At 50.1% G+C, this 24,408-nt stretch carries 21 protein-coding genes; 13 read left to right on the forward strand and 8 right to left on the reverse strand.

Features of this window, described 5'->3' with window-relative positions; all coding sequences use genetic code 11:
- Nucleotides 1-102 precede the first annotated feature (102 nt).
- From AC3QL0_RS04415 to AC3QL0_RS04440, 6 genes are all read left to right on the forward strand, one after another.
- Nucleotides 103-690 (forward strand): thermonuclease family protein, encoded by a 588-nt coding sequence (locus AC3QL0_RS04415; protein ID WP_493010259.1) that lies wholly within the window; start codon nt 103-105, stop codon nt 688-690.
- Nucleotides 690-2,894 carry an ABC transporter substrate-binding protein gene (locus tag AC3QL0_RS04420; RefSeq protein WP_493010260.1) on the forward strand — a complete coding sequence of 735 codons (2,205 nt, stop codon included), beginning with the start codon at nt 690-692 and terminating at the stop codon, nt 2,892-2,894. The genes AC3QL0_RS04415 and AC3QL0_RS04420 overlap by 1 nt, the downstream gene beginning before the upstream one ends.
- Complete coding sequence (locus AC3QL0_RS04425; protein ID WP_493010261.1) at nt 2,891-3,868, forward strand: ABC transporter permease; 978 nt, start codon at nt 2,891-2,893, stop codon at nt 3,866-3,868. The genes AC3QL0_RS04420 and AC3QL0_RS04425 overlap by 4 nt, the downstream gene beginning before the upstream one ends.
- Nucleotides 3,869-3,902: 34 nt before the next feature.
- The gene (locus AC3QL0_RS04430; protein WP_493010262.1) at nt 3,903-5,402 is read left to right on the forward strand and encodes an ABC transporter permease; all 1,500 of its coding nucleotides are present in this window, start codon (nt 3,903-3,905) and stop codon (nt 5,400-5,402) included.
- Nucleotides 5,399-7,078: an ABC transporter ATP-binding protein gene (locus AC3QL0_RS04435; RefSeq protein WP_493010263.1), complete on the forward strand. Its 1,680-nt coding sequence runs from the start codon at nt 5,399-5,401 to the stop codon at nt 7,076-7,078. Before AC3QL0_RS04430 ends, AC3QL0_RS04435 begins: the two co-directional genes overlap by 4 nt.
- 76 nt (nt 7,079-7,154) lie before the next feature.
- Nucleotides 7,155-7,637, forward strand: a complete 483-nt coding sequence (locus AC3QL0_RS04440; RefSeq protein WP_493010264.1) for a DUF1178 family protein — start codon at nt 7,155-7,157, stop codon at nt 7,635-7,637.
- Between the two features lie 66 nt (nt 7,638-7,703).
- On the opposite strand, the gene efp is transcribed toward AC3QL0_RS04440, so the two are convergent.
- From efp to AC3QL0_RS04480, 8 genes are all read right to left on the reverse strand, one after another.
- A complete protein-coding gene (gene efp / locus AC3QL0_RS04445) occupies nt 7,704-8,258 on the reverse strand; it encodes an elongation factor P (RefSeq protein WP_135862188.1) in 555 nt (184 codons plus the stop codon).
- 72 nt (nt 8,259-8,330) lie between these two features.
- Nucleotides 8,331-9,440 carry an elongation factor P maturation arginine rhamnosyltransferase EarP gene (earP, locus tag AC3QL0_RS04450; RefSeq protein WP_493010265.1) on the reverse strand — a complete coding sequence of 370 codons (1,110 nt, stop codon included), beginning with the start codon at nt 9,438-9,440 and terminating at the stop codon, nt 8,331-8,333.
- Between the two features lie 5 nt (nt 9,441-9,445).
- Nucleotides 9,446-10,636: a DUF2863 family protein gene (locus tag AC3QL0_RS04455; RefSeq protein WP_493010266.1), complete on the reverse strand. Its 1,191-nt coding sequence runs from the start codon at nt 10,634-10,636 to the stop codon at nt 9,446-9,448.
- Between the two features lie 136 nt (nt 10,637-10,772).
- Nucleotides 10,773-13,358, reverse strand: a complete 2,586-nt coding sequence (gene acnB, locus AC3QL0_RS04460; RefSeq protein WP_493010267.1) for a bifunctional aconitate hydratase 2/2-methylisocitrate dehydratase — start codon at nt 13,356-13,358, stop codon at nt 10,773-10,775.
- A gap of 125 nt (nt 13,359-13,483) precedes the next feature.
- Nucleotides 13,484-13,756, reverse strand: coding sequence for a GNAT family N-acetyltransferase (locus tag AC3QL0_RS04465; RefSeq protein ID WP_493010268.1), 273 nt, complete (start codon nt 13,754-13,756; stop codon nt 13,484-13,486).
- Between the two features lie 259 nt (nt 13,757-14,015).
- Nucleotides 14,016-15,467 carry a bifunctional 2-methylcitrate dehydratase/aconitate hydratase gene (locus AC3QL0_RS04470; protein WP_493010269.1) on the reverse strand — a complete coding sequence of 484 codons (1,452 nt, stop codon included), beginning with the start codon at nt 15,465-15,467 and terminating at the stop codon, nt 14,016-14,018.
- A 17-nt stretch (nt 15,468-15,484) separates the two neighbouring features.
- On the reverse strand, nt 15,485-16,690 hold the full coding sequence (prpC, locus tag AC3QL0_RS04475; RefSeq protein WP_493010270.1) for a bifunctional 2-methylcitrate synthase/citrate synthase: 1,206 nt from the start codon (nt 16,688-16,690) through the stop codon (nt 15,485-15,487).
- Between the two features lie 609 nt (nt 16,691-17,299).
- Entirely contained in the window at nt 17,300-18,289 is a 990-nt protein-coding gene (locus tag AC3QL0_RS04480) for a malate dehydrogenase (protein WP_493010271.1), read from the reverse strand.
- 281 nt (nt 18,290-18,570) lie between these two features.
- Here AC3QL0_RS04480 and AC3QL0_RS04485 point away from each other — a divergent pair, with 281 nt between their 5' ends.
- The 7 genes from AC3QL0_RS04485 to gltA all read left to right on the forward strand — a co-directional run bounded on the left by AC3QL0_RS04485 (nt 18,571) and on the right by gltA (nt 24,338).
- Nucleotides 18,571-19,344, forward strand: coding sequence for a GntR family transcriptional regulator (locus AC3QL0_RS04485; protein ID WP_493010272.1), 774 nt, complete (start codon nt 18,571-18,573; stop codon nt 19,342-19,344).
- Nucleotides 19,345-19,450: 106 nt separating this feature from the next.
- Nucleotides 19,451-19,864: a succinate dehydrogenase, cytochrome b556 subunit gene (sdhC, locus tag AC3QL0_RS04490; protein WP_135865740.1), complete on the forward strand. Its 414-nt coding sequence runs from the start codon at nt 19,451-19,453 to the stop codon at nt 19,862-19,864.
- Nucleotides 19,864-20,247 carry a succinate dehydrogenase, hydrophobic membrane anchor protein gene (gene sdhD, locus AC3QL0_RS04495; RefSeq protein WP_135865739.1) on the forward strand — a complete coding sequence of 128 codons (384 nt, stop codon included), beginning with the start codon at nt 19,864-19,866 and terminating at the stop codon, nt 20,245-20,247. Before sdhC ends, sdhD begins: the two co-directional genes overlap by 1 nt.
- Before the next feature lie 75 nt (nt 20,248-20,322).
- Nucleotides 20,323-22,026: a succinate dehydrogenase flavoprotein subunit gene (gene sdhA / locus AC3QL0_RS04500; RefSeq protein ID WP_493010939.1), complete on the forward strand. Its 1,704-nt coding sequence runs from the start codon at nt 20,323-20,325 to the stop codon at nt 22,024-22,026.
- A gap of 13 nt (nt 22,027-22,039) precedes the next feature.
- Complete coding sequence (locus tag AC3QL0_RS04505) at nt 22,040-22,756, forward strand: succinate dehydrogenase iron-sulfur subunit (protein WP_135865735.1); 717 nt, start codon at nt 22,040-22,042, stop codon at nt 22,754-22,756.
- Nucleotides 22,757-22,765: 9 nt separating this feature from the next.
- Nucleotides 22,766-23,026 (forward strand): succinate dehydrogenase assembly factor 2, encoded by a 261-nt coding sequence (locus AC3QL0_RS04510; RefSeq protein WP_493010273.1) that lies wholly within the window; start codon nt 22,766-22,768, stop codon nt 23,024-23,026.
- 19 nt (nt 23,027-23,045) lie between these two features.
- The gene (gene gltA, locus AC3QL0_RS04515; protein ID WP_493010274.1) at nt 23,046-24,338 is read left to right on the forward strand and encodes a citrate synthase; all 1,293 of its coding nucleotides are present in this window, start codon (nt 23,046-23,048) and stop codon (nt 24,336-24,338) included.
- Nucleotides 24,339-24,408: the final 70 nt, after the last annotated feature.

Here is a 24,408-nt window from a genome sequence, read left to right on the forward strand (position 1 = left end):
AAAAGCGGGCTATGGCACTGGACTTAGAGGTGGTTGAACTTATAATCATCAAGCACTACCGGAACTGAAATCAACGTGATGGGTCAGATGAAACAGCAACGAATGAAAGCAAAAAAGACGGGGTTGAGTGCAGCAGTGATTGTGGCACTGATCATGCTGTCATGGTTGTGGGAGCAGTGGTTGCCAAGCTCGGTGGAGCCTAGCGCCATACCTGTTGGCGAGTCACAAGTCCTAGAGGGACGAGTGGTACGCGTGGCGGATGGCGATACGCTAACGGTGCAGGTAGGAAATCAGCAGTACCGTATTAGATTGGCCAGCATTGATGCTCCCGAAACGCATAAAAGCAATGAGCAACCTGGTCAGCCTTATGCCCAAGCCTCTAGGGATTTTCTCTATCAGCGGGTAGGCGGCAAAAACGTGCAGCTCAATTGCTATGAAGACGATAATTACGGTAGAAAGATTTGTGATGTGAGTCTACCCGGCCAAGAGACTAGCCTGAATCGTCAGTTGGTCGCGGCGGGTTATGCATGGGCCAATCAAGAAAAACGTGGCCGGTTTTTGCGAGACAAACACATGCTAGACCTGCAGCAGCAGGCGCAAAAGAATAAACAAGGCATATGGCAGGCAAGCTCACCTGTAGAACCATGGGTGTGGCGTTATCAATGCTGGCAACAGAGGAAGTGTGACTAATGCGTAAACTCTGGCTGGTGGTCGTTGTAGGGCTGGTAGGGGGACTAGTAGGCTGCGGCGATGAGGTGGTGAATAACCCCTACCCGTCAGAGCAGGTGGCTGAAAACGTGTTCTATACCGCTTTTACACAGCGTTCACCTCGTACTTTAGATTCTGCCACCAGTTATTCTGGTGACGAAACACCCATCACCTACTCGGTGTATGAGCCGTTATACGGCTACCACTATCTTGAGCGCCCCTACAAGCTAATGCCTAGGGTGGCTGTAGAGGTAGTAGAACCCTATTACCTGAATGCCCAAGGCGAACGTTTGCCAGCTGATGCAGACGGTGAGCAGGTGGCTATCAGTGTGTACGACATTAGGTTACGGTCTGATATTTTGTACCAGCCGCACCCTGCCTTTGCTCGATCAGAGTCCGGTGATTATAGCTACTGGCCTATCACTCCAGAGCAACTAGAAGGCAAGTACGCTATTCCTGATTTTTCGCAGAGTGGCACGCGCCCGTTAGTTGCTGAAGACGTGGTATATGCCTTTAAGCGTTTGGCCAGCCCTCGTGTAGTGTCGCCGATTTTCTCCACGATGGCGGCTCATGTGGAAGGTATGCGTGACTATGGTGAGCAACTGAAAACCGTCAATCAAGCCTTGCCAGCAGAGCAGTGGCTAGATTTGCGCGAGTACGAGTTATCAGGGGTTCAAGCTCTGGATGAGCACACGTTGCGCATACGCGTACTGGGTAAATATCCACAGTTCAAATATTGGTTGGCAATGACTTTTGTGGCCCCTGTGCCGTGGGAAGCTGACCGCTTTTATCATCAGCCTGGTATGGCGCAGCACGGTTTGTCATTCAGTCGATGGCCGGTAGGTACAGGGCCTTATATGTTGACGGAGTACATTCCAAATCGTAGGCATGAACTCACACGTAACCCGAATTTCCGTGGCGAGCCATACCCCTGTGAAGGCAGTGCGGCAGACAAAGCAGCAGGCTTATTAGACGATTGCGGTAAGCCTATGCCGTTTATTGATAAAGCCATCTTCAGCATAGAAAAAGAAAGCGTGCCGCTGATGGGTAAATTCTTGCAAGGCTACTACGATATTCCACAGCTAGAGCGTGGCGAGTATGGGGTAGCGATGCTGGTCGCGGCGGAAGACTCGCCCGAAAAGGCGCTGCTGTACCAAGAGCGTGCCTTGCAGTTAAGCAGTGCGACCGAGGCCAGTTTGTTTTACATGGGCTTTAACTGGCTAGACCCCATCGTAGGTAAGGGTGACACACCGGAGCAGGCCGAGCGTAATCGGTATTTGCGTCAAGCGATTAGCATTGCCTTTGACTGGGAGGAGTTCGTCAGCATCTTCCAAAATGATCAAGCTGAAGTCGCACACAGCCCATTACCACCAGGCGTGGTGGGGTACGAGCCGCTGCCTGCAGGCCTGAACCCTACGGTATATACCAAAGAGGCCGGGCATGTACGTCGTCGCTCGTTGGACGAAGCTCGTCAGTTGCTTGCCAAGGCAGGGTATCCGGATGGGCGTAATAGCGAGACGGGTGCGCCGCTGATTTTGTATTACGACTCCATGACGGGGATGGGGGCTAGTGCCTCGTTGGATTGGATGCGTAGGCAACTACAAGCTATTGGTGTGCAGTTTGAGATACGTGCCAGTGACTACAACCGTTTCCAAGAAAAAATGAGTAAGGGTTCAGCGCAGCTGTTTTTGTGGGGCTGGGTAGCCGATTACCCGGATGCCGAGAATTTCCTGTTTCAGTTGTATGGCCCACAAGCGAAGGTGGCGCATGGTGGAGAAAATGCCGCTAACTATGAAAACCCTGAATACGACAAGCTATTCAGGGCCATGCGTTATTTAGATGATGGCCCAGAAAAAGAAGCAGTGATACGTAAGATGGTGTCCATTTTGCAAGAAGATGCGGTGTGGATGTTTGGGTATTTTCCCAAGTCGGGCGGGGCAGCACATTCATGGGTACACAACTTGAAGCCCTCGCAAATGGTGCGTAATACGCTGCAATATTTGCGTATAGACCCTGAGCGTAGGGTGGTGTTTCAGCAGCGTTGGAATCAACCGTATTGGTGGCCGTTATGGCTGGCTTTGTTGCTGGGCGGGGGAGTAGCGGTGTATTTGTGGCGTCAGGTGAAAAAACGAGAACAGCAGACAGTGCGTGCTGTTGCCGTACCACCTAAGGAGGGGCAACCATGATCCGTTATGTACTGCGCCGATTACTGTACGGTGTGTTGATTCTGTTTGGGGTGAATCTACTTACCTTTGTGCTATTTTTTGCGGTGAACACACCTGATGATATGGCACGGTTAGCGATTGGCGGTCAGCGTGTTAGCGCCGAAGCCGTAGAGCAGTGGAAAACCGTACACGGCTACGACAAGCCGTTGTTCTATAACGATGAAGCCAGCGGTAGCGAGGCCTTCACTAACACTATTTTCTACGAACGCTCTGTACCATTGCTGCGTTTTGATTTTGGTTTTTCTGACAATGGCGCCGACATCACACGCGAGATCAAACAACGGATGGGCCCCAGCTTAGCCTTGGCCATACCTACCTTTATTTTGGGCTTGTGGGCATCCATTATGTTTGCCTTGTTATTAGTGTTTTTCAGGGCAACGGCGGTGGACTTTACTGGGGTCGTGGTGTGTGTGGTGCTGCTGTCTATCTCAGGGCTGTTCTACATCATTGCCGGGCAATGGATGTTTGCCAAAGTCTTGCGTTGGGTACCGTACTCCGGTTGGCTGGATGGCATGCAGAACATTAAGTTTTTGATACTGCCGGTGCTGGTGGGGATTATGTCTAGATTGGGGGCGGAATCCCGTTTTTATCGCAGCCTGTTCTTGGAAGAGGCCTATAAAGACTACATACGTACTGCACGCGCAAAAGGGTTGTCTGAGCAAGCTGTATTGTTCAAACACTTATTACGTAATGCCATGTTACCTATTTTGACGGGAACAGTATCGGCCATACCGTTGCTGTTTATGGGTAGCCTGATCGCTGAGTCCTTCTTTGGTATTCCAGGTTTGGGGAGCTACACCATCGATGCTATCAATGCACAAGACTTATCCATTGTGCGCGCGATGGTGTTCTTAGGCTCGGCCTTATATATCGTCGGCCTGATTTTGGCGGATATCTCCTATACCGTGGTGGACCCTCGTGTCCGGTTTGAATAAATGTTGAGCAGCTATTCTGCACTGGGTCATGATCATGCCTAAACTTGCTTTGCTCTGGACCGATATTTTTCTATGGTTGGCGTTGTTGGCGGCTTTGGGGTACGTCTGGCATGTACGGCGTACTACGGCGTTACGTGCTGCGTGGGGTAGCGTCTGGCGCACGCCCTCTGCGGCGGCCGCTGCCGTGGTGCTGCTTAGCTTCGTGACGGTGGGTATGCTGGATTCCATTCACTATCGCCAGGCATTACCAGCACTAGACAGTGCTCACAATGCACCGCAGCGTTACGCGCCTATTTCCAGATCCGTCTTGGATGACGTGTTGGATGCTACGGGCTTAAGCAAAGTAGAACGTACGTATTCAGCACCGTTCTCGCTCACCTTGTTTTTTAAAGAATCGCAGTTGGTAGATGGGCAAGCCGTACGTGATTATCCGGCATTGGAACAAGCCGCTGTAGGCATAGGCACGTTAGAGGAACGTAATGAAGATGTACGTCAACGACTAAAAATAGCAGGCGGTTATGCCTTGTTGTGGCTGGTGTTGTCATGGGCACTGGTGAACAGTTTGGCGTGGCGTATTGTGCGTGCGCGCAAGCAGTCCAAAGGCTGGTGGGCCGCACGCAGTTTGTGGTGGCGTAATGGCAGTGAACGTGTGGCCTGGCGTGCTGCGTGGATAGCCTTGTCTATTTTGGTGATTATGGTCTTGGCGTTGATTATGCTGGCCGGTAATTACTATGTATTGGGTACAGATAGATCAGGCAATGATGTCATCGCGTTAGCGCTTAAAAGCGTACGCACCGCATTGGTGATTGGTACCTTAACGACTTGCGCTATGTTGCCACCAGCGTTGTTCTTTGGCATTGCTGCAGGCTACTTTAAAGGCTGGGTAGACGATCTAATCCAATACATCTACACCACCTTGACCTCTGTGCCAGGTGTACTGCTGATTGCAGCGTGTGTGCTGATGATGCAGGTGTATATAGAGTCTCACCCCGAGCTGTTTGACACCATTGCGGCACGAGCCGATTTGCGCTTATTTTTGCTGTGTTTGATTCTAGGTTTCACCGGTTGGGCAGGCTTGTGTCGACTGCTGCGAGCCGAAACCTTGAAGCTACGTGAAATGGAGTACGTACAGGCAGCGCGTGCCTTTGGCGTGAGCCATGTGCGCATTATGCTGAAACACATCCTGCCTAACCTCATGCACATTGTGCTGATTACGATGGTGTTAGAGTTCTCGGGGTTAGTACTTTACGAAGCTGTGTTGTCCTACTTGGGCATAGGTGTGGACCCAAGCATGCCGTCTTTTGGCACCATGATTGATGCCTCACGCGTAGAAATGTCTCGAGACCCTATGATCTGGTGGAACTTGCTGGCGGCGTTTGTGTTCTTGTTGGCCTTGGTGCTGTCTGCAAATGTGTTTTCTGATGCAGTACAACGAGCCTTTGACCCCCGAACCCGACGCTTGTATATCCCCAGATTGCAAAGCCTACAGCGCTTCAGACGTAAAGCCAGTACAGCTAAGGAGGGCTCGTTATGAGTCAAACCATACAATCCGATAACGTCTTGCTGGATGTGTCTCAGCTTAGCGTGAGTGTGGCTACCGAAGAGCAGGCCAAAGAAGTGGTGCGGCAGGTAGAGTTCGCGGTGCAGCGGGGCCGTACGTTCGCATTGGTGGGTGAATCAGGCTCAGGTAAAAGTCTGACGGCGCAAGCGATTGTGCGATTGCTTCCTGATGCGGCGTGGATCAGTTCGGGAGATGTGAGTCTAGCTGGTGAAGCCGTGTTTGATGTACCTGAACAGCGTATGCAGCAGTTGCGTGGTGGGCAAGCAGGCATGATTTTTCAAGAGCCCTCTACCTGCTTAAACCCTATCATGAGCATAGGCGAACAAATAGCTGAAACCATACGTTTGCACAGCCCGTTGCGTGGTGATGCGGTATGGGAAAAAGTCATCTGGTGGTTAGATAGGGTAGGCATTCCTCAAGCGCGTGAGCGCCTACACGAGTACCCTTTCCAGTTTTCTGGTGGGCAACGGCAGCGCATTATGATTGCGATGGCCTTAGCTGCCGAACCTACCTTGCTGATTGCAGATGAGCCCACCACGGCGCTAGATGTGACGGTGCAGGCGCAGATTCTGGATTTATTGGCTGAAATACAGCAAGAAATGGGGCTAGGTATTCTCTTGATTACCCACGATTTGGCGGTGGTGAAGCGTATTGCTCATACCGTAGCCTTGATGAAAGCTGGCAATATCGTAGAAATATCCCCTGCAGAACAGTTCTTCGCGCACCCTGATCATCCTTATGCACAAGAGTTGTTGGCAGCTATTCCTACCTATGAAAAACGTGGTCAGCCATTAGGGTTGGGAGCATCCGCTGTGTCGGTAGTAGAAAAAAATGAAATCACGTCTCTGGTATCTCGCACGCCCGTGTTGGATTTAAAAGGTGTGCATGTATCCTATTGGGCAGGTAGTGGGTGGTTGCGTAAACGTCGTAGTATCCCCGTGGTGATGGATGTGAACTTATGTTTGCATCAAGGCGAGACCTTGGCGTTGTTGGGGGCGTCTGGCTGCGGGAAAACCACCTTGGCCAAAGCATTACTACGGTTGCTAGATGGGCAAGCGCAGATACAGGGTGAGGCCTTGTTAGATGGCCAAAATTTGTTAGCAGTACAGGGGCAGCAACTTAAAGCCTTACGCAGCCAAATACAGATTGTGTTTCAAGACCCCTATGCCTCGCTAAACCCACGCATGCTGGTGGGCGATATATTAGATGAGGGTATACGAGCTTTGCATCCGCATACCAGTAAAGAGCAGCGGCAAGCGCGCATCAAAAACTTGTTAGACCAAACAGGTCTACCAGCTAACAGTGCCGAGCGTTATCCACATGAGTTTTCTGGTGGGCAGCGTCAGCGTGTGGCGATTGCAAGAGCGCTGGCGGTAGAGCCTAAAGTGCTGTTGTGTGATGAACCTACATCGGCGTTGGATGTATCAGTACAGGCGCAAATATTGAATCTATTACGTCAATTACAGCAAGAAAGCGGCATGGCCTATTTGTTTATCACGCATAATTTTGGGGTGGTAGAGTATTTGGCTGATTCTGTTGCAGTGATGCATAACGGGCGTATTGCTGAATACGGTAGTGCAGAACAAGTGCTGCTACACCCACAACACGAGTCCACAAAGCAGTTATTGGCCTCGGTTCCACGGTTGTAAGGGCAAGGGCGTAGGGCAGGCGTATAGCGTTTATAATAGAGCTTTCACTGTCACTGTAGCCTTCACTAGGTAGGGTATGGCGTTAAAAGTTTTTGATCTTCAATGTGAAAACCAGCATGTGTTTGAGGGTTGGTTTAAATCACAAGACAATTATGAGCAGCAGCTGGAACAAAAGCTGCTGAGCTGTCCTGTGTGCCATTCAGTGGTGGTGCATAAAAAACTATCTGCACCTCGTTTGAATTTAAGCCACCTTAAAGATTCACCCTCTAAGCCGGCGCCAGCCTCTTCCGTGTCATCAGCAGGTGGTGGCGTGTCGTCTGGTACTGCGGATGTCGCAGCCATACAGGCTGAAGTCATGCGTCAGGTGCGCACCTTATTAAGTAAGGCGGATAACGTAGGGGCAAACTTTGCCGAAGAAGCCAGAAAAATGCACAACGGCGAAATTGAAGAACGCTCTATACGAGGCAGTGCAACCGCCGAAGAATGCGTAGAACTGGTAGAGGAAGGTATTGCTGTATTACCTATACCTGATTATTTGGATGATGATCGCTTGCAGTAGAGTATCTATCCGCACAAATAAAAAAGGATCGCTTAGCGATCCTTTTTTATTGCCAGAGTGTGTAGATTACACACGGCTGCGGTATTCGTTGGTGCGTGTATCGATTTCGATTTTGTCACCAATTTCGCAGAACATAGGCACTTGCAGAGTGTGGCCAGTGTTGATAGTTGCTGGTTTCAGCACTTTACCGGAAGTGTCACCACGCACAGCAGGTTCTGTGTAAGTGATTTCACGAACGATCATAGTAGGCAATTCCAGAGAGATCGCGCGACCTTCGTAGAACACTACTTCTGCTTCCATACCTTCTTCCAGGTAATTCAGCGCATCACCCATGCTGTCAGCTTCGATCTCGTACTGGTTGTATTCGGTATCCATGAATACGTACATAGGATCAGCGAAGTAGGAGTAACTGCACTCTTTTTTCTCCAACACAACGATGTCGAATTTTTCGTCAGCTTTGTGTACAGCTTCGCTAGGAGAGCCTGTCAGCAGGTTTTTGAACTTCATTTTTACAACAGCTGAGTTACGGCCAGACTTGTTGTATTCGGATTTCTGTACAACTAAAGGTTCGCCATTGACGAGCACCACGTTACCAACGCGTACCTCTTGAGCGGTTTTCATAACTAAAGAAACTCCGGTAAAGGATGGCCCCGCACGTGATGGTGTGGGGCAAAAATCGTAAAGAAGACTATTTTACTGTGTAGGCTGGTGTTTCGTACAGAATTCCAGCAGATGCGTACACAGGTCTTTCTGTTGCAACAGCGTATTATGCCATTGCAGGGCTTCCTCGCGCCATCTGTGCCACATAGGAGCTTGCATACATGACAAATATTGATCGGTGAACTGCTGGCTGTCGTAGCTGCTCCAGGTGTGCATCAGTGTTTGTACGGCCTGATTCATGGGGCTGCGATCTAATAGTGCCTGTAGTTTTTTTGTATGTAGCCCTTCCTCTTGCTCGTAGGGTTGCCAGATAAATGGCTTGGCTGCCCATAGCGCACGAACAAGGGAGTCCTCACCACGCACAAAGTTCAAGTCACTGCTCCAGAGCAAATGATCAAACTCTTGTTGGCTCACAAAACTGAAATGGTGTAGGTGAAGATGGTCATTAGACAGCTCTTGCTGTTCGGGAGTGAACGGCGTGGGGCTTAGCACTAGCGTATCGTGATTGCCCTGTAGCAGGGCCTGTAGCAGCGCCATAATCGGTGCAGAAGGGTAGGAAAATAACAAAATTTGCCTACGCTGCCTGTGCATCAACTCAATCTGAATGCGCTCCGATAAACCAATCTTGGTCCATAGTGCTTGAGCATTGCTTGGATCTTGTTGCCAGCTAAGGCGTTGCTGCTTAAGGTTTTCTTCCCGTAGCAAGCCGCCTGTGCGTTCTGTAAAGCCAGGGAAGAAGAAATACTTACGTTTACCTGGTTGTTGCGGTGAGGGTTGCGCATGGCAATCTTCCACCCAATCTTCGGCGCTTAAATATTCCAGATTCAGCCATAACGTTTTGTCAGTGATAGCAGTTTTGTAGGCGTCCGGTAATTCGCAGGCGAATGCTTCTATTACTACCTCGGCTGGAGGCGTAAAGGATTGTGCATCATTCCAGGGATGTACGGTAATACCGTCTATATGCTGTTCATTCAGCTCGGTCTGCAGACGGGGTTCCAAACGTTTGAAACTGTGTAAGTCGTCCACCCACAGGCGTACGTTTTTTTGATGCGGAGGGGCTGCCAACTGGCGAGCGAGGCGCCAACAGACACCTATGTCGCCGTAGTTATCAACGACACGGCAGAAAATATCAAAATGAAACACGGATATTAATGTAGAAGCGGAGGATCTGAATCTATTTGTTCAGGGAATTCCGGGTGCACTAACTGGGCATCCGGATTTGGAAAGTAGGGGGTTTCGCAGTCGTCACAGAACTCGGGCTCGTAGAGGCCGGGCAGCAATAATACGTCGCCACTGTCTAGCTCTTTAAGTAGTTCACTGATTTGAGCTAGAGTGTCTGATTGATCGTCTGGGTCTAGCAGTGGCCAGATGCAGCCATGTATGACTACATCACTATCTGTCACGCAGAAACCAATACGATATTCTTCTATCTGTTCTTGCCCACATGCCGCGAGTACGGCAGTGAGTTGCCCTTTAGGAACTTGGGCAACGGTTTGCAGCCATGTCACGGTAGCTTTGAGGTTCAGCGGGCGCAAATGCTGCTCAGCTACACGGTTATTGGCGTGGAAGGCATTGGGTAGCCAGTACTCGGTTTGGCAGCCTGTAAATAATCCAGCAAAGAGTTCTTGGCTGTGTTGTTGCCATGTGTTGAGGATGGCTACTTGTTTGGTGAGCGCACGTTCTTTGTTTTGTTGCCATGCAAAGAGCGGCAGACCAGCGGGTGCCGTAATCACCGCTAATACAAAGCGGGCATCCGCTAGCAGTGTGGGATGCTGTGAACGTGGAGGCAGCTTAGTGGAGGATTTTCCGTGCAGCCCTAATGCTTGTTTGGCCAATGACTCCAACAACTGACGCGCTTGGTGCAAGTTGTGCGGTACATCTTCAAAACAAAGCAGTTCAGGGTGCAGTGCTACGCGCACTTTAGGAGCCAACACATGCTTATGCAATTGATGTTCCAAAGCCTGAGTAAGCGTGGAATCCATAGGGCCTTCAGGCAGGCTGTAGCGTGTCCATGCCGTAATAGGGATGCTGATCAGCAGTGCATCGTGGCGCAGGCCTTGGGCATCTTCTAGCGTGATGGATTCACTGCAACCTTCCAGCAGGCTGGCGATGATTTCCAAATGCTCAGTCAGTTGGTGCTCATTCAGGTATTGAAACAGCTGTTCAATAATGGAGCTTTCGTCGGAAAGCAGCAGCGTTTCTATGCATTGTTCGGCCACGAGTTCCCAGTAGGAGTCTTCTACTTTGGACACGGAGTGGCTGAGCGCATCCGCGCACTGCAACAAGCGTTGGGCATGTGAATGCAGATGCTGATAGTCAGGTAACAAGGATGGATGCATGCCAAAAGTATGAGACCGGTAACAATAGAATCAGTTTACCCTTGAAGTTGTGCGTGGTGGCTGTCTTGTGACAGAACACAAACAGAGGGGCTGCATAAATGCAGCCCCTCTGTACACTTTAGCGTAAGTGTGTTGCTTAAATGCCGACGGAGTCAGCAATTTCCTTGTACTCTTCGATTTGGTCGAAGTTCAAGTAATGGTAGATCTTGTCGCTGTCTTTTTCCAAGATACCCATATCAGCCAGGTATTCCTCACGGGAAGGGATACGACCCAGACGGGAACATACAGCGGCCAGCTCAGCAGAACCCAAGAATACGTTGGAGTTTTTACCCAAACGGTTAGGGAAGTTACGTGTGCTGGTGGACATTACTGTTGCGCCTTCACGTACTTGAGCTTGGTTACCCATACACAGCGAGCAACCTGGCATTTCCATACGAGCACCAGCAGTACCCAGAACGCCGTAGTGGCCTTCTTCTGTCAACTGGGCCTGATCCATTTTGGTAGGAGGCGCAATCCACAGACGGGTAGGGATATCACGTTTGCCTTCCAATAGTTTGGAGGCAGCACGGAAGTGACCAATGTTAGTCATGCAGCTACCGATAAACACTTCATCAATGGCTGTACCGGATACGTCTGACAGTGTTTTCACATCATCAGGGTCGTTAGGGCAAGCAACGATAGGCTCGTGGATTTCGGACATATTGATGTCGATCACAGCTGCGTATTCAGCGTCTGCATCGGGTTCCATCAACTCAGGGTTAGCCAACCAGCTTTCCATGTTTTGGATACGACGGGCCAATGTACGCTCATCTTCGTAACCGTTGGCAATCATCCACTTCAACAGTGTGATGTTGCTGTTCAGGTATTCGATGATAGGCTCTTTGTCCAGACGTACGGTACATGCGGCAGCGGAACGCTCAGCAGATGCATCGGACAATTCAAATGCTTGCTCAACTTTCAGGTTAGGCAAACCTTCGATTTCCAGAATACGGCCAGAGAAAATATTGATCTTGCCGGCTTTTTCTACTGTCAACAGGCCTTGCTTGATGGCGTAGAAAGGAATGGCGTTAACCAAGTCGCGCAGTGTTACGCCAGGCTGCATTTTGCCGCTGAAACGTACCAATACGGATTCGGGCATATCCAAAGGCATTACACCTGTAGCTGCCGCGAATGCGACCAGACCGGAACCTGCTGGGAAGCTGATACCGATTGGGAAACGTGTGTGGGAGTCACCACCTGTACCAACAGTGTCAGGTAACAACATGCGGTTCAACCACGAGTGAATCACACCGTCGCCTGGGCGCAGGGATACACCGCCACGTGTGCTGATGAACTCAGGCAATTCGTGGTGGGTTTTTACGTCAACAGGTTTTGGATAAGCTGCTGTGTGGCAGAAGGACTGCATCACTAAGTCAGCGGAGAAGCCCAAGCAAGCCAAGTCTTTCAGCTCGTCACGTGTCATTGGGCCAGTTGTATCTTGGCTACCAACAGTAGTCATGCGAGGTTCGCAGTATGTACCTGGACGAATACCTTGGTTTTCTGGCAGACCGCATGCGCGACCAACCATTTTCTGTGCCAAGGAGAAACCTTTGCCACTGTCTACAGGAGCTTGTGGCAGACGGAACAAGTCAGTAGCAGGCAGGCCCAAAGCTTCACGAGCACGTGTAGTCAGGCCACGACCGATGATCAGAGGAATACGACCACCAGCACGTACTTCGTCAAACAATACGTCGGATTTCACTTTGAATTCGGCGATAACTTCACCGTTTTTCAAGGCTTTGCCTTCGTAAGGACGTAGTTCAACTACATCGCCCATTTCCATTTTGGAAACGTCCAATTCTATAGGCAGCGCGCCAGCGTCTTCCATGGTGTTGTAGAAGATAGGTGCAATTTTGCTGCCCAAACATACGCCACCAAAGCGTTTGTTAGGAACGAATGGGATGTCATCGCCTGTGAACCACAGTACGGAGTTAGTAGCGGATTTACGGGAAGAACCTGTACCAACTACGTCACCCACGTAAGCAATCTGGTGACCTTTTTCTTTCAAGGACTCCAAGAATTGGATGGGGCCCACTTTACCTGCGTCGTCAGGTGTAATACCTGGACGTGGGTTTTTCAGCATGGCCAAAGCATGCAGAGGAATATCAGGACGGCTCCATGCATCGGGTGCAGGAGACAAGTCGTCAGTGTTGGTTTCGCCAGTGACTTTGAACACAGTCACGGTCATGCTTTCAGGCACCTCGGGGCGGCTGGTGAACCACTCAGCGTCAGCCCAACTCTGCAGCACTTCTTGAGCGAATTTGTTGCCTTTGTCGGCTTTTTCTTTCACGTCATGGAAAGAGTCAAACATCAGCAATGTGTGTTTCAGTGCTTCTGCTGCGGTAGGGGCCAGTTCGGCATCATCCAGCAATTGCAGCAATGGAGCAATGTTGTAGCCACCCAGCATGGTGCCCAGCAGCTCACAGGCGCGTTTGCGATCGAAAAGCGTGTTGCTTTCGGAACCAAAGGCTACGGCTGCAAGGTAAGAGGCTTTAACTTTAGCGGCATCGTCCACACCCGCTGGTACGCGGTGGGTGAGTAAGTCCAGCAAAAATTCTTCCTGGCCAGCGGGAGGGTTTTTGATCAGTTCGATCAGATCAGCGGTTTGTTGTGCCGTTAGCGGCAGTGGGGGGATGCCCAACGCGGCGCGTTCGGCAACGTGTTGGCGATAAGAATCCAGCATGTTGCAGGCCTATTTAAGTAAAGGGTAGGACAAGAGGCTTGTAATGCCTCTATTGTAGGTGGAAGCAGGGTTCAACGCAATGGTCTTATATAAGACATAAGACTTCTGATATGCGCTTGTTTGCTTTACAACACAAGATCTTGGTATTCAGGATGGCGCTGCACATAAACCGTCGCGTAACTGCACTGTGGCACCACATGTAGTTGTTGTTCTCGGGCGTAATTTAGCGCGGTTTTGACGAGTTCGCCAGCAATGCCTTTGCCACCAACCGCACGAGGGACCACCGTGTGTGTAATAGTTAGAGTGTTATCCCGTAGCTGATATTCAAGCGTGCACAGATACGAATCTTCTAGAATTTCGAAACGTTGTTCGGCGGTGTTATGAGTGACATTACGCATATTGATACAGGGAAGAAGTCAGTGGTCTGACGACTGTAACATAGCTGTTGTAACAACAGCGTGGCGCCGTAGATGTGGTAACGTTTTGTAGTGATTGTTGATAGGTATGGTATGCAATATTGCTATATAAAATAAGGCGTTACGAGAAAGGTTCAGGTCTCGTAACGCCGGCTACTTTCAGACCTTTATGTGGGTCTTTAGTGATGGTGTTGACAGCATCTGAGCGACTGCTTGTGCGCTATTTGGCTGTCAGGGAGGCTTAAATCACATACATGTCTACGTACTCATGTACGGGCATGGTTTCTAGTGTTTTTTGGTCCAGTGATATCTCCAAAATTCGTTGTTGTTGCTTGCTAGGAAAGGTGCGTGCCAAGTTAGTGCGGAACTTTGCTTCCAGTAAAGGGATGCCATCGGCTCGGCGGCGTTTATGCCCAATAGGGTATTCACATACGATTTCATCCAGCTTGCTGCCATCGTTGAACTCAACGGTTAAGGCGTTGGCGATAGAGCGTTTTTCAGGATCATGGTAATCCGCCGTAAATGTGTGATCTTCTACGCAAACCATTTTGTCGCGTAGGGTGTCAATGCGTGGGTCGCTAGCAATGTGATCCTCATAGTCAGCGGCGGTGAGTCTGCCAAACAAAATCGGCACAGCAACCATGTACTGGATGCAGTGATCGCGGTCGGCTGGGTTATTTAGTGGCCCTTTTTTGTCGATGATGCGTATGCATGCCTCATGGGTGCGTATGGTGATTTTCTTTATGTCTTCTGCTGTTTTTCCTTGTGCTTTCAACTGCTTGTGTATGCTCATGGCGCATTCCACCGCGGTTTGTGAGTGGAACTCAGCAGGAAAGGAAATCTTAAACAGCACGTTTTCCATCACGTAGCTGCCATAAGGGCGTTGGAAGGTGAAAGGCTTTCCTTTGAATAACACGTCGTAAAAGCCCCAGGTTTTGGCAGACAGTACAGAGGGGTAGCCCATTTCGCCCGTTTTGGCGATTAAGGCTAAACGCACCGCGCGACTGGTAGCATCGCCCGCTGCCCAGCTTTTTCGGCTACCAGTGTTGGGTGAGTGCCGGTAGGTGCGCAGGCTTTGACCATCTACCCATGCTAACGACAGCGCGTTAATGATTTCTTCGCGATTTAATCCCAGCATGTGGGCGACCACGGCTGTGGATGCTACTTTGACCAATACTACGTGGTCTAAGCCTACTTTATTAAACGAGTTTTCTAGCGCGATGCAGCCCTGAATCTCGTGGGCCTTAATCATGGCCGTTAGCACATCACGCATCGTGAGTGCCGGTTTACCTACGGCCACGGCATTGCGTGATAACCAATCAGCAGTAGCAAGAATGCCGCCTAGGTTGTCAGACGGGTGTCCCCATTCGGCGGCTAGCCATGTGTCGTTGAAATCCAGCCACCGTATCATGGCGCCTATGTTGAAAGCGGCTTGCACGGGGTCAAGTTGAAACTGCGTGCCGGGTACCTTAGCGCCATTCGGGACGATGGTGCCGGGAACAATGGGTCCTAACAGTTTTCGGCAAGCAGGGTATTCCAAAGACTCTAACCCGCATCCTAAGGTGTCCATCAGGCAATTGCGTGCTGTCTCGTAAGCTAGTGTGCTCTTGATCTCGTAATTTAGGACGTAATCAGCAATATCGACTAAAACTTGATCCGCCTCAGGGCGAATGTTGGAAATGGGTGCAGACATAACTAGCGGCTCCAGAGTTAGGTGCGACGGTTAATAGGGACGAATTTCAGGTCTTCGGGGCCCACATAATTGGCTGTAGGGCGAATAATTTTTTTATCAATACGCTGTTCAATAATGTGCGCAGCCCATCCGGCGGTGCGAGCGAGTACGAACAACGGGGTGAACATGGCAGTGGGTACGCCCATCATGTGATACGACACAGCAGAGAACCAGTCCAGATTAGGAAACATCTTTTTGGCATCCCACATCACGGTTTCTAGCCGTTCAGCAATGTCATACATTTTTGTGCTGTTTTGCTTTTTGGACAGTTTGTACGCTACTTCTTTGATGATTTGGTTACGTGGGTCGGCGACGGTGTACACCGGGTGGCCAAAACCAATGATGACCTCTTTGTTTTCTACGCGTTGACGTATATCGATTTCTGCTTCGTCAGGGTTGTCATAGCGTTTCTGAATCTCGAACGCTACTTCATTAGCGCCACCATGTTTGGGGCCACGCAGTGCACCAATAGCACCAGTGATGGCGGAATATATGTCAGAACCTGTGCTGGCAATCACACGGCTGGTGAAGGTGGAGGCATTAAACTCATGTTCAGCATACAAAATCAGCGAGGTATGCATGGCCCGTACCCAGTCGTCAGAGGGTTTTTGGCCGTGCAGTAAATGCAGAAAGTGTCCGCCTATGCTGTCGTCATCGGTCTGTAGCGTGATAGAGCAACCGTTATGACTAAAGTGATACCAGTAGAGCAGGGCAGAGCCCAAATTGGCGATAAGGTGATCAGCAATGTCGCGGGCGTCGGGCAGGTTGTGGTCATCTTTTTCGGGTAATACACACCCTAATACCGAGACTGCTGTACGCATCACATCCATAGGGTGGCTCGCGGGCGGTAGCGTTTCCAGCACAGTGACTAGCGCAGCGGGCAGGCCACGCAAGCGGCGTAGCTTGTCTTTATAAGCCTTGAGCTCGGGGCGCGTAGGCAGCTTACCGTGAATCAGTAGGTGGGCAATCTCTTCGAACTCGCAGGTGTGCGCGATATCCAAAATATCGTAGCCTCTATAGTGCAAATCATTACCGCTACGGCCTACCGTGCAAAGAGCAGTGTCGCCGGCAACGATGCCGGATAGTGCAACCGACTTTTTGGGTTTAGGGGTAGGTGCGGCCGTTGTGATGGGCTCCGTCGCTTTTGCTGATCTTTTGGATGCGGTGCGTCGTGTTGTTGCCATGTTTGTCTCCTTTTGAACTGCTTGGTTGTTGTAACGTGGACATTCAAAGGTGTGGTTGCCTATACGCGAGTCAACACCTCATGTTGTGCATAGGGTTGATCGTCGTGTTCTGGTGCCGTGATAGGTGTAAACGGCAGCAGAGGCTATTGGCGCGAGAAATGATAGGGATAGCTGCAAAACCCTAGTGCGCTACTACTTGCACGATGTATATGAGCTGTGCCCATGCATCATGCGTGTTGCTACGTAAAACTGGGGCGTGCCACAGTATTGCTTAGACGATGAAGGCTGAGCGTGATAAGTCGGGTAGCTGAAAATAAATGCAGAATCAAGAAACCTGCTAGCGAGGAAGGTGCGGCAGGTGGGTAGAGGGCGGCATGCACCTGATGTGGCTTGAGGGTTAGGTGTAGCCAGAGTGTGAAGCGAAACGTTGTTACTGCATGGTGGCGAAACAGCGGGCCAGTAGAAGTGAGGGTGATCATGAACTTCTCCGGAAAATGTTTCTAAACTAGTGCTGGTAATCCTGTTGCGATGGGGTAGAAAAAAGTGTGGTTGATGTAGCTAGCATACATAAAAACAAGGCCTGCATATAGCAGGCCTTGTTCTAAAGTCTTACGCCAGTAAGTCTTTCACGCCGTCGCGCTCTTCCAGCAACTCGTTCAGAGTGAAGTCCATGCGTTCACGAGAGAATGCATCGATTTCCAAGCCGGCAACACGTGTGTATTCGCCGTTTGCTGTTGTCACTGGTACACCGTAGATGATGCCTTCAGGAATACCGTAGGAGCCATCAGAAGGTACGCCCATTGTTACCCATTTGCCATTGCTGCCCAGTACCCAGTCGCGTACGTGGTCGATTGCAGCGTTAGCAGCGGAAGCAGCGGAGGACAGGCCACGCGCCTCAATAATGGCGGCGCCACGTTTACCCACTTTAGGGATAAAGGTGTCACGGTTCCATTCTTGGTCGTTGATTTTTTGTTCCAGCGATGCGCCGTTAACGGTAGCAAAGCGGATATCTGGGTACATGGTTGGGGAGTGGTTGCCCCACACAATCAGGTTCTCGATATCAGCAACAGCGACATTGGCTTTCTGAGCCAGTTGAGACAACGCACGGTTGTGATCCAGACGCAGCATAGCTGTGAAGTTTTTCGCAGGCAGATTAGGTGCGGATTTCATGGCGATGTAAGCGTTGGTGTTAGCAGGGTTACCTACAACCAATACTTTTACATTGCGGCTAGCAACATCGTTCAGTGCACGGCCTTGCTCGGTAAAGATCTTAGCGTTCACGCTCAACAGATCTTTACGCTCCATGCCTGGGCCACGAGGACGAGCGCCGACCAGCAGAGCAACGTCTGCATCTTTGAATGCGGTACGTGGATCGCTGTGAGCAGTCATGCTTTGCAACAGAGGGAATGCGCAGTCGTCCAGCTCCATCATTACGCCTTGCAGGGCTTTCTGAGCTTTTTCGTCTGGGATTTCCAGCAATTGCAGAATAACGGGTTGGTCTTTGCCCAGCATTTCGCCTGAAGCGATGCGGAACAGTAGTGCGTAACCGATCTGGCCTGCGGCGCCGGTAACGGCAACGCGCATTGCGGGTTTGGACATGAGAGTTGACTCCAGTTGGGTTGGAAAAACAGTGTGTTTGGAACCTAGTGTACTGCCAGTTTGGTCTGCTGAAACCTAAAAATGCATGTGATTTTTGATGTGGCTCAGAACAGAGACTCCATGGTGCGAACACTAGACCAAAATGGGGGGCGAGTCAAATCTCTTATATCTTATATAAGACAGAAGAGTGTTAGACAGATTCGGTATAGCGTGCGAAAATATGATCAGTTTAAATTCTTGTGCGCGGTCGCTAACTTTTCAAGTAACCGGCTAGCAGGCTTATGACAGAACCCATTGCTACACCCGAACGCTTGTTGGTGTCGGAACGAAATGCTGCCAGTGCAGCATATAGTCCGTTGTACCAGCAGATCAAGGCTTTGTTATTACAAAGTCTCGATAGAGGTGAGTGGAAGCCTGGTGAGGCTATTCCCAGCGAATTCGATTTAGCGGCTCGTTATCAGGTCAGCCAAGGCACAGTACGCAAGGCGATTGATGAACTGGCGGCCGACAACTTGTTGATACGCCGTCAAGGTAAGGGCACTTTTGTGTCCACTCACCACGAAGCCAAAGTACGTTACCGTTTCCTGCGCTTGACTCCCGACGACGGGCACCAGCCTGCAACCAGCAGCGTCATTTTAGGCTGCTCGCGCATTAAAGCACCTGCCGATATCGCTGTGCTCTTGGGTTTGCGTACAGCTGATGTGGTTGTTAACGTACGACGCGTCTTGTCTTTCGATGGTATGCCAACGATTTTGGATGATATCTGGCTACCAGGCTCCGCCTTTAAAGGCGTGACCACAGAGAGTGTGGCGGCGAATAAACGCCCTATGTATGCCTGGTTCGAGAGCGGGTTTGGTGTCAGTATGGTGCGCGCCGACGAGTCTATACGAGCAGTGGCTGCCAGTGCAGAAGCCGCTGAGCACCTAGGCGTAACAGAGGGGTCGCCCCTGTTGCAAGTTGAACGGGTAGCCTATACCTATGGTGACCGTCCTATGGAAGTACGTAGAGGGTTGTATATAACGGACCGATTCCACTACCGAAACTTGCTGAATTGATCTTTGTTTGCGTCAAGTATGGCGCTTTGCGAAGTAAATAGGCGAAAATACTAAAACTATAATCTTCACGTAACGATGCACTCATTTTGTTTTTATAGAGGCCATAATGTCTGATACCGCATCCAAACCGCGTCCGGAGTATCGCAATATCGGCATACCGCAGATATTGTCATACCGTTTACCGTTGGCGGCCAAAACCTCCATTCTGCACCGCATTAGCGGCGCTTTGCTGTTCTTGAGCCTACCAGTAGTGCTTCTGCCTTTGTTGGCAGCGAGCTTGGGTTCCGAGGCAGGGTTCAACCAGATCGGCGCCTACGTAGGTCACCCACTGTTCAAACTGGTATTGCTGGTTTTGATCTGGGGTTACTTGCACCACTTCTGTGCTGGTATTCGTTACTTGGCACTGGATCTGGGCAAAGGTATAGATAAATATAGCGCCTGTAAAACGGCTGCGTCTGTCATCATCGTCAGCCTTGCTTTGACGGTTGTGTTCGGTTTGAAACTGTTTGGAGCATGGTAATGGCGAGTCCAGAACGAGTTGGGCAACATCGTCTGGTAGTGGGCGCCCACTACGGGACATTCGATTTCATTATCCAGCGTGTCACCGCTGTGATCATGATCATCTATACCCTGGTGTTTTTGGTAGGTTTGTTGGTAAACATGCCTTTGGATTACCAGTCCTGGCGTAGCCTGTTTGCATTCAAGGTGGGTGGACTGCCTTTGGGTCAATTGCTATCAAGCCTGTTCTTCATGTCTCTGGCATGGCACGCTTGGATTGGCGTACGTGACATCTGGATGGATTACGTTAAGCCAACTGGCTTGCGTCTGACTTTGCAAGTCCTGACCATTTTGTGGTTGGTAGCATCCATCATTTTCTTTGCACAAATTATCTGGAGCCTGTAAGCCGTGGCTGCTATTCATAAATCATTACCTCGCCGCCAGTTCGATGTGGTGGTGGTAGGTGCCGGCGGTGCTGGCATGCGTTGTTCGTTGCAGCTGGCTCGCGCCGGTCTGTCGGTGGCTGTGTTGTCTAAGGTTTTCCCAACACGTTCCCATACTGTTGCTGCTCAAGGTGGGGTAAGTGCCTCACTGGGTAACATGAGCGAAGATCATTGGCAATGGCACATGTACGATACCGTTAAAGGTTCGGACTGGCTGGGTGACCAAGACGCTATTGAGTTCATGTGCCGTGAAGCGCCTAACGCTGTATACGAACTAGAACACTTTGGTATGCCGTTTGACCGTAACGCTAACGGTACTATTTACCAGCGTCCTTTTGGTGGTCACACTGCTAACTTCGGTGAAAAACCTGTACAACGTGCCTGTGCCGCTGCTGACCGTACTGGCCACGCGATGTTGCACACGTTGTACCAACAAAACGTAGCCTCTCGCACCAACTTCTTCGTTGAGTGGATGGCTCTAGACCTATTGCGTAACGAAGCTGGCGATGTGCTGGGTGTTACTGCACTAGAAATGGAAACTGGTCAGATCTTCGTACTGGAAGCCAAACGCACAGTGTTGGCAACTGGTGGTGCTGGTCGTATCTGGGGTGCCTCCACTAACGCCTTCATCAATACTGGTGACGGTCTGGGTATGGCTGCTCGTGCAGGCCTGGCTTTGGAAGACATGGAGTTCTGGCAATTCCACCCAACAGGTGTGGCTGGCGCTGGCGTGCTGATCACTGAAGGTGTACGTGGTGAAGGCGGTATCTTGCTGAATAAAGACGGCGAGCGCTTCATGGAACGTTACGCACCTAACCTGAAAGACTTGGCTCCTCGCGACTTCGTGTCCCGTTCTATGGACCAAGAGATCAAAGAAGGTCGTGGTTGTGGTGATGGTAGCTACGTGGTTCTGAAACTGGATCACTTGGGCGAAGACGTGATCAAGAAACGTCTGCCATCCATTCGTGAAATTTCTATCAAATTCGCGAACGTTGACCCAATCAAAGATCCAATCCCAGTTGTACCTACCATTCACTATCAGATGGGCGGTATTCCTACTAACTACTACGGCCAAGTTGTTGATTACAAAAACGGCGAGACCAAAGTTGTTAATGGTCTGTACGCAGTAGGTGAGTGTGCGGCAACTTCCGTACACGGCGCTAACCGTTTGGGTACTAACTCTTTGCTGGATCTGATCGTATTTGGTCGTGCGGCTGGTAACCACATTGTGGATTCACACCCAGAAAAAGAGCACAGCCATCAAGATATTCCAGAGTCGGCTATCGACTACTCTGTGGCACGTGTTGAGCACTTGGAAAGCCGTACATCGGGTGAAAAAGCTCAAGATGTGGCTGGCAAAATGCGTACCATTATGCAAGCTCACTGCGGTGTGTTCCGTACTATGGACTTGCTGAAAGAGGGCGAGCGCCTGATCGAAGAAATGGTGCCAGAAGTTAACGATATTTACTTTAAGGATAAATCCAAAGTATTCAATACAGCACGTATTGAAGCGCTGGAAGTGTCCAACATGATTGAAGTGGCTCGTGCCACAACTCGTTCTGCCGCCAACCGTACAGAAAGCCGTGGTGCGCACGCACTGAACGATTTCCCTGAGCGTGATGACGAGAACTGGTTGCGCCATACCTTGTGGTATGCCGATGGCAGCCGTCTGGACTACAAACCAGTTCAGATGAAACCCCTAACGGCCGAAACTATTCCGCCTAAGCCACGTACCTTCTAATCAGGACGCTGTCATGAGTAAAACACGGACTATCAAATTCGAAATTTATCGCTACGATCCTGACAAGGACGAGCGCCCCTACATGCAAAAGCTGGAGGTTACTCTCCAGCCTACAGACAAGATGTTGTTGGACGCTATCGTTCGCATCAAAAACGATGTAGACGACAGTTTGGCTATTCGTCGTTCTTGCCGCGAAGGCGTTTGTGGCTCTGATGCCATGAACATCAACGGCAAGAATGGTTTGGCCTGTACAACTAACTTGAACGATTTGAAACAACCTATTGTTCTGCGCCCACTGCCTGGCTTGCCAGTCATTCGGGATCTGATCGTGGACATGACTAACTTCTTTGATCAGTACCACTCTATCAAGCCGTACTTGATCAACGAAACACCACCGCCAGAAAAAGAACGTCTGCAATCACCAGAAGCTCGTGAAGAGATCGACGGTGTTTACGAATGTATTCTGTGCGCGTGTTGCTCTACATCATGCCCATCGTTCTGGTGGAACCCTGATAAGTTTGTGGGTCCAGCAGGGTTGCTGCAGGCGTACCGCTTTATTGCCGACTCTCGTGATGAGGCAACAGCTGAGCGTCTGGACAACCTTGAAGATCCATACCGTTTGTTCCGTTGCCATACCATCATGAATTGTGCGGACGTATGTCCTAAGGGCCTAAACCCAACACAAGCCATCGGCAAAATCAAAGAAATGCTGGTTCGCCGCAGCGTGTAAGGAGTAGAAATGAGAACGTTAACGCAGTTAGAACGAGCTCGCCTACGTTGGAGAGCACGCCGAGGTTTGCTTGAAAACGATTTGATGGTGACTAAGTTTCTGGATCGTTATGAAGAAACTCTAACTGACGTTGACGTTTCTGCTCTGACGCTTCTGTTTGAAATGGATGACACGGAATTACTCGATGTTTTACTGGTCCGAAAAGAAGTTGAGGGCCAGTATGACACGACCGATATTCGGCGTTTGGTAGCTCAGATTCGTGAGCTGTAATTTTTGAGGAAGATATGTGATGCAACTGTCTGATAAGAAAGCGACACTATCGTTTTCCGATGGAAGTCCTTCGGTAGAGTTTCCCGTATACAAAGGGACGGTGGGTCCTGACGTAATCGATATCCGTAAACTGTACGGTTCTACAGGTATGTTTACCTATGATCCGGGTTTTATGGCAACGGCCTCTTGTGAGTCCGCGATCACTTACATCGATGGGGATCAGGGCAAGCTGATGTACCGCGGCTACCCAATCGAGCAATTGGCTCAGAACTGCAACTTTTTAGATGTTTGCTATTTGATTCTGAACGGCGAATTGCCTGATGGAAAACAGAAAACTGAGTTTGACTGGCTGGTGACACACCACACGATGGTTCAAGAGCAAATGCAGACATTCCTGCATGGCTTCCGTCGTGATGCGCACCCTATGGCTATTCTGACCGGTTTGGTTGGTGCTATGTCGGCTTTCTATCATGATTCCACTGACATCACTAATCCTGAGCACCGTCGTATTTCCGCTATCCGTTTGATCGCGAAGATGCCAACGCTGGTGGCTATGGCGCACAAGTACACATTGGGCCAACCTTTGATGTACCCACGCAATGACCTGAGCTACACAGGTAATTTCCTGCGTATGATGTTTGGTACACCTTGCGATGACTACCAAGTAAATGAAGTGGTAGAGCGCGCGTTGGATCGTATCTTCATTCTGCACGCAGAGCACGAGCAAAACGCTTCTACTTCCACAGTACGTCTGTGCGGTTCTTCAGGCACTAACCCATTTGCAGCGATTGCTTCTGGTGTGGCTTGCTTGTGGGGTCCTGCTCACGGTGGCGCAAACGAAGCATGCTTGAACATGCTGGAAGAGTTGCAAGCTAACGGTGGTGTAGAAAAAGTTGGCGAATTCATGGAAAAGGTCAAAGACAAAAACTCAGGCGTGCGTCTGATGGGCTTTGGTCACCGTGTTTACAAAAACTACGATCCACGCGCCAAGTTGATGCAAGAGACATGCAAAGAAGTATTGGCTGCTTTGGGTCTGGAAAACGATCCTTTGTTCAAACTGGCAATGGAATTGGAGCGTATCGCTCTGGAAGACCCATACTTTGTTGAGCGTAAACTGTATCCGAACGTAGACTTCTATTCCGGAATCGTACAGCGCGCTATTGGTATTCCTACTCCATTGTTTACTGCTATCTTCGCATTGGCACGTACAGTAGGTTGGATCTCTCAGTGGGATGAAATGATCTCCGATCCAGGTTACAAGATTGGCCGTCCTCGCCAGTTGTACACAGGCGAAACAGAGCGCAATATCTAATAGATTATTAGATAGTAGTTCTGTGGTAATGAACCCAATCGTTATTGAACGGTTGGGTTTTTTTGTGCCA

This window comes from Paenalcaligenes sp. GW821-LYS-B07-1 (assembly GCF_058803365.1).

Excerpts from the sequence above, each read along its gene's own strand:
- AC3QL0_RS04440 (WP_493010264.1), top strand. The coding sequence starts at position 7,155 with ATGGCGTTAAAAGTTTTTGATCTTCAATGTGAAAACCAGCATGTGTTT.
- prpC (WP_493010270.1), bottom strand. The coding sequence starts at position 16,690 with ATGGCAACAACACGACGCACCGCATCCAAAAGATCAGCAAAAGCGACG.
- sdhA (WP_493010939.1), top strand. The coding sequence starts at position 20,323 with ATGCGTTGTTCGTTGCAGCTGGCTCGCGCCGGTCTGTCGGTGGCTGTG.
- gltA (WP_493010274.1), top strand. The coding sequence starts at position 23,046 with ATGCAACTGTCTGATAAGAAAGCGACACTATCGTTTTCCGATGGAAGT.
- sdhC (WP_135865740.1), top strand. The coding sequence starts at position 19,451 with ATGTCTGATACCGCATCCAAACCGCGTCCGGAGTATCGCAATATCGGC.
- AC3QL0_RS04485 (WP_493010272.1), top strand. The coding sequence starts at position 18,571 with ATGACAGAACCCATTGCTACACCCGAACGCTTGTTGGTGTCGGAACGA.
- AC3QL0_RS04465 (WP_493010268.1), bottom strand. The coding sequence starts at position 13,756 with ATGCGTAATGTCACTCATAACACCGCCGAACAACGTTTCGAAATTCTA.
- AC3QL0_RS04420 (WP_493010260.1), top strand. The coding sequence starts at position 690 with ATGCGTAAACTCTGGCTGGTGGTCGTTGTAGGGCTGGTAGGGGGACTA.
- sdhD (WP_135865739.1), top strand. The coding sequence starts at position 19,864 with ATGGCGAGTCCAGAACGAGTTGGGCAACATCGTCTGGTAGTGGGCGCC.
- AC3QL0_RS04430 (WP_493010262.1), top strand. The coding sequence starts at position 3,903 with ATGCCTAAACTTGCTTTGCTCTGGACCGATATTTTTCTATGGTTGGCG.
- AC3QL0_RS04415 (WP_493010259.1), top strand. The coding sequence starts at position 103 with ATGAAAGCAAAAAAGACGGGGTTGAGTGCAGCAGTGATTGTGGCACTG.
- AC3QL0_RS04470 (WP_493010269.1), bottom strand. The coding sequence starts at position 15,467 with ATGTCTGCACCCATTTCCAACATTCGCCCTGAGGCGGATCAAGTTTTA.
- AC3QL0_RS04480 (WP_493010271.1), bottom strand. The coding sequence starts at position 18,289 with ATGTCCAAACCCGCAATGCGCGTTGCCGTTACCGGCGCCGCAGGCCAG.
- AC3QL0_RS04510 (WP_493010273.1), top strand. The coding sequence starts at position 22,766 with ATGAGAACGTTAACGCAGTTAGAACGAGCTCGCCTACGTTGGAGAGCA.
- AC3QL0_RS04455 (WP_493010266.1), bottom strand. The coding sequence starts at position 10,636 with ATGCATCCATCCTTGTTACCTGACTATCAGCATCTGCATTCACATGCC.
- acnB (WP_493010267.1), bottom strand. The coding sequence starts at position 13,358 with ATGCTGGATTCTTATCGCCAACACGTTGCCGAACGCGCCGCGTTGGGC.
- AC3QL0_RS04425 (WP_493010261.1), top strand. The coding sequence starts at position 2,891 with ATGATCCGTTATGTACTGCGCCGATTACTGTACGGTGTGTTGATTCTG.
- AC3QL0_RS04505 (WP_135865735.1), top strand. The coding sequence starts at position 22,040 with ATGAGTAAAACACGGACTATCAAATTCGAAATTTATCGCTACGATCCT.
- efp (WP_135862188.1), bottom strand. The coding sequence starts at position 8,258 with ATGAAAACCGCTCAAGAGGTACGCGTTGGTAACGTGGTGCTCGTCAAT.
- AC3QL0_RS04435 (WP_493010263.1), top strand. The coding sequence starts at position 5,399 with ATGAGTCAAACCATACAATCCGATAACGTCTTGCTGGATGTGTCTCAG.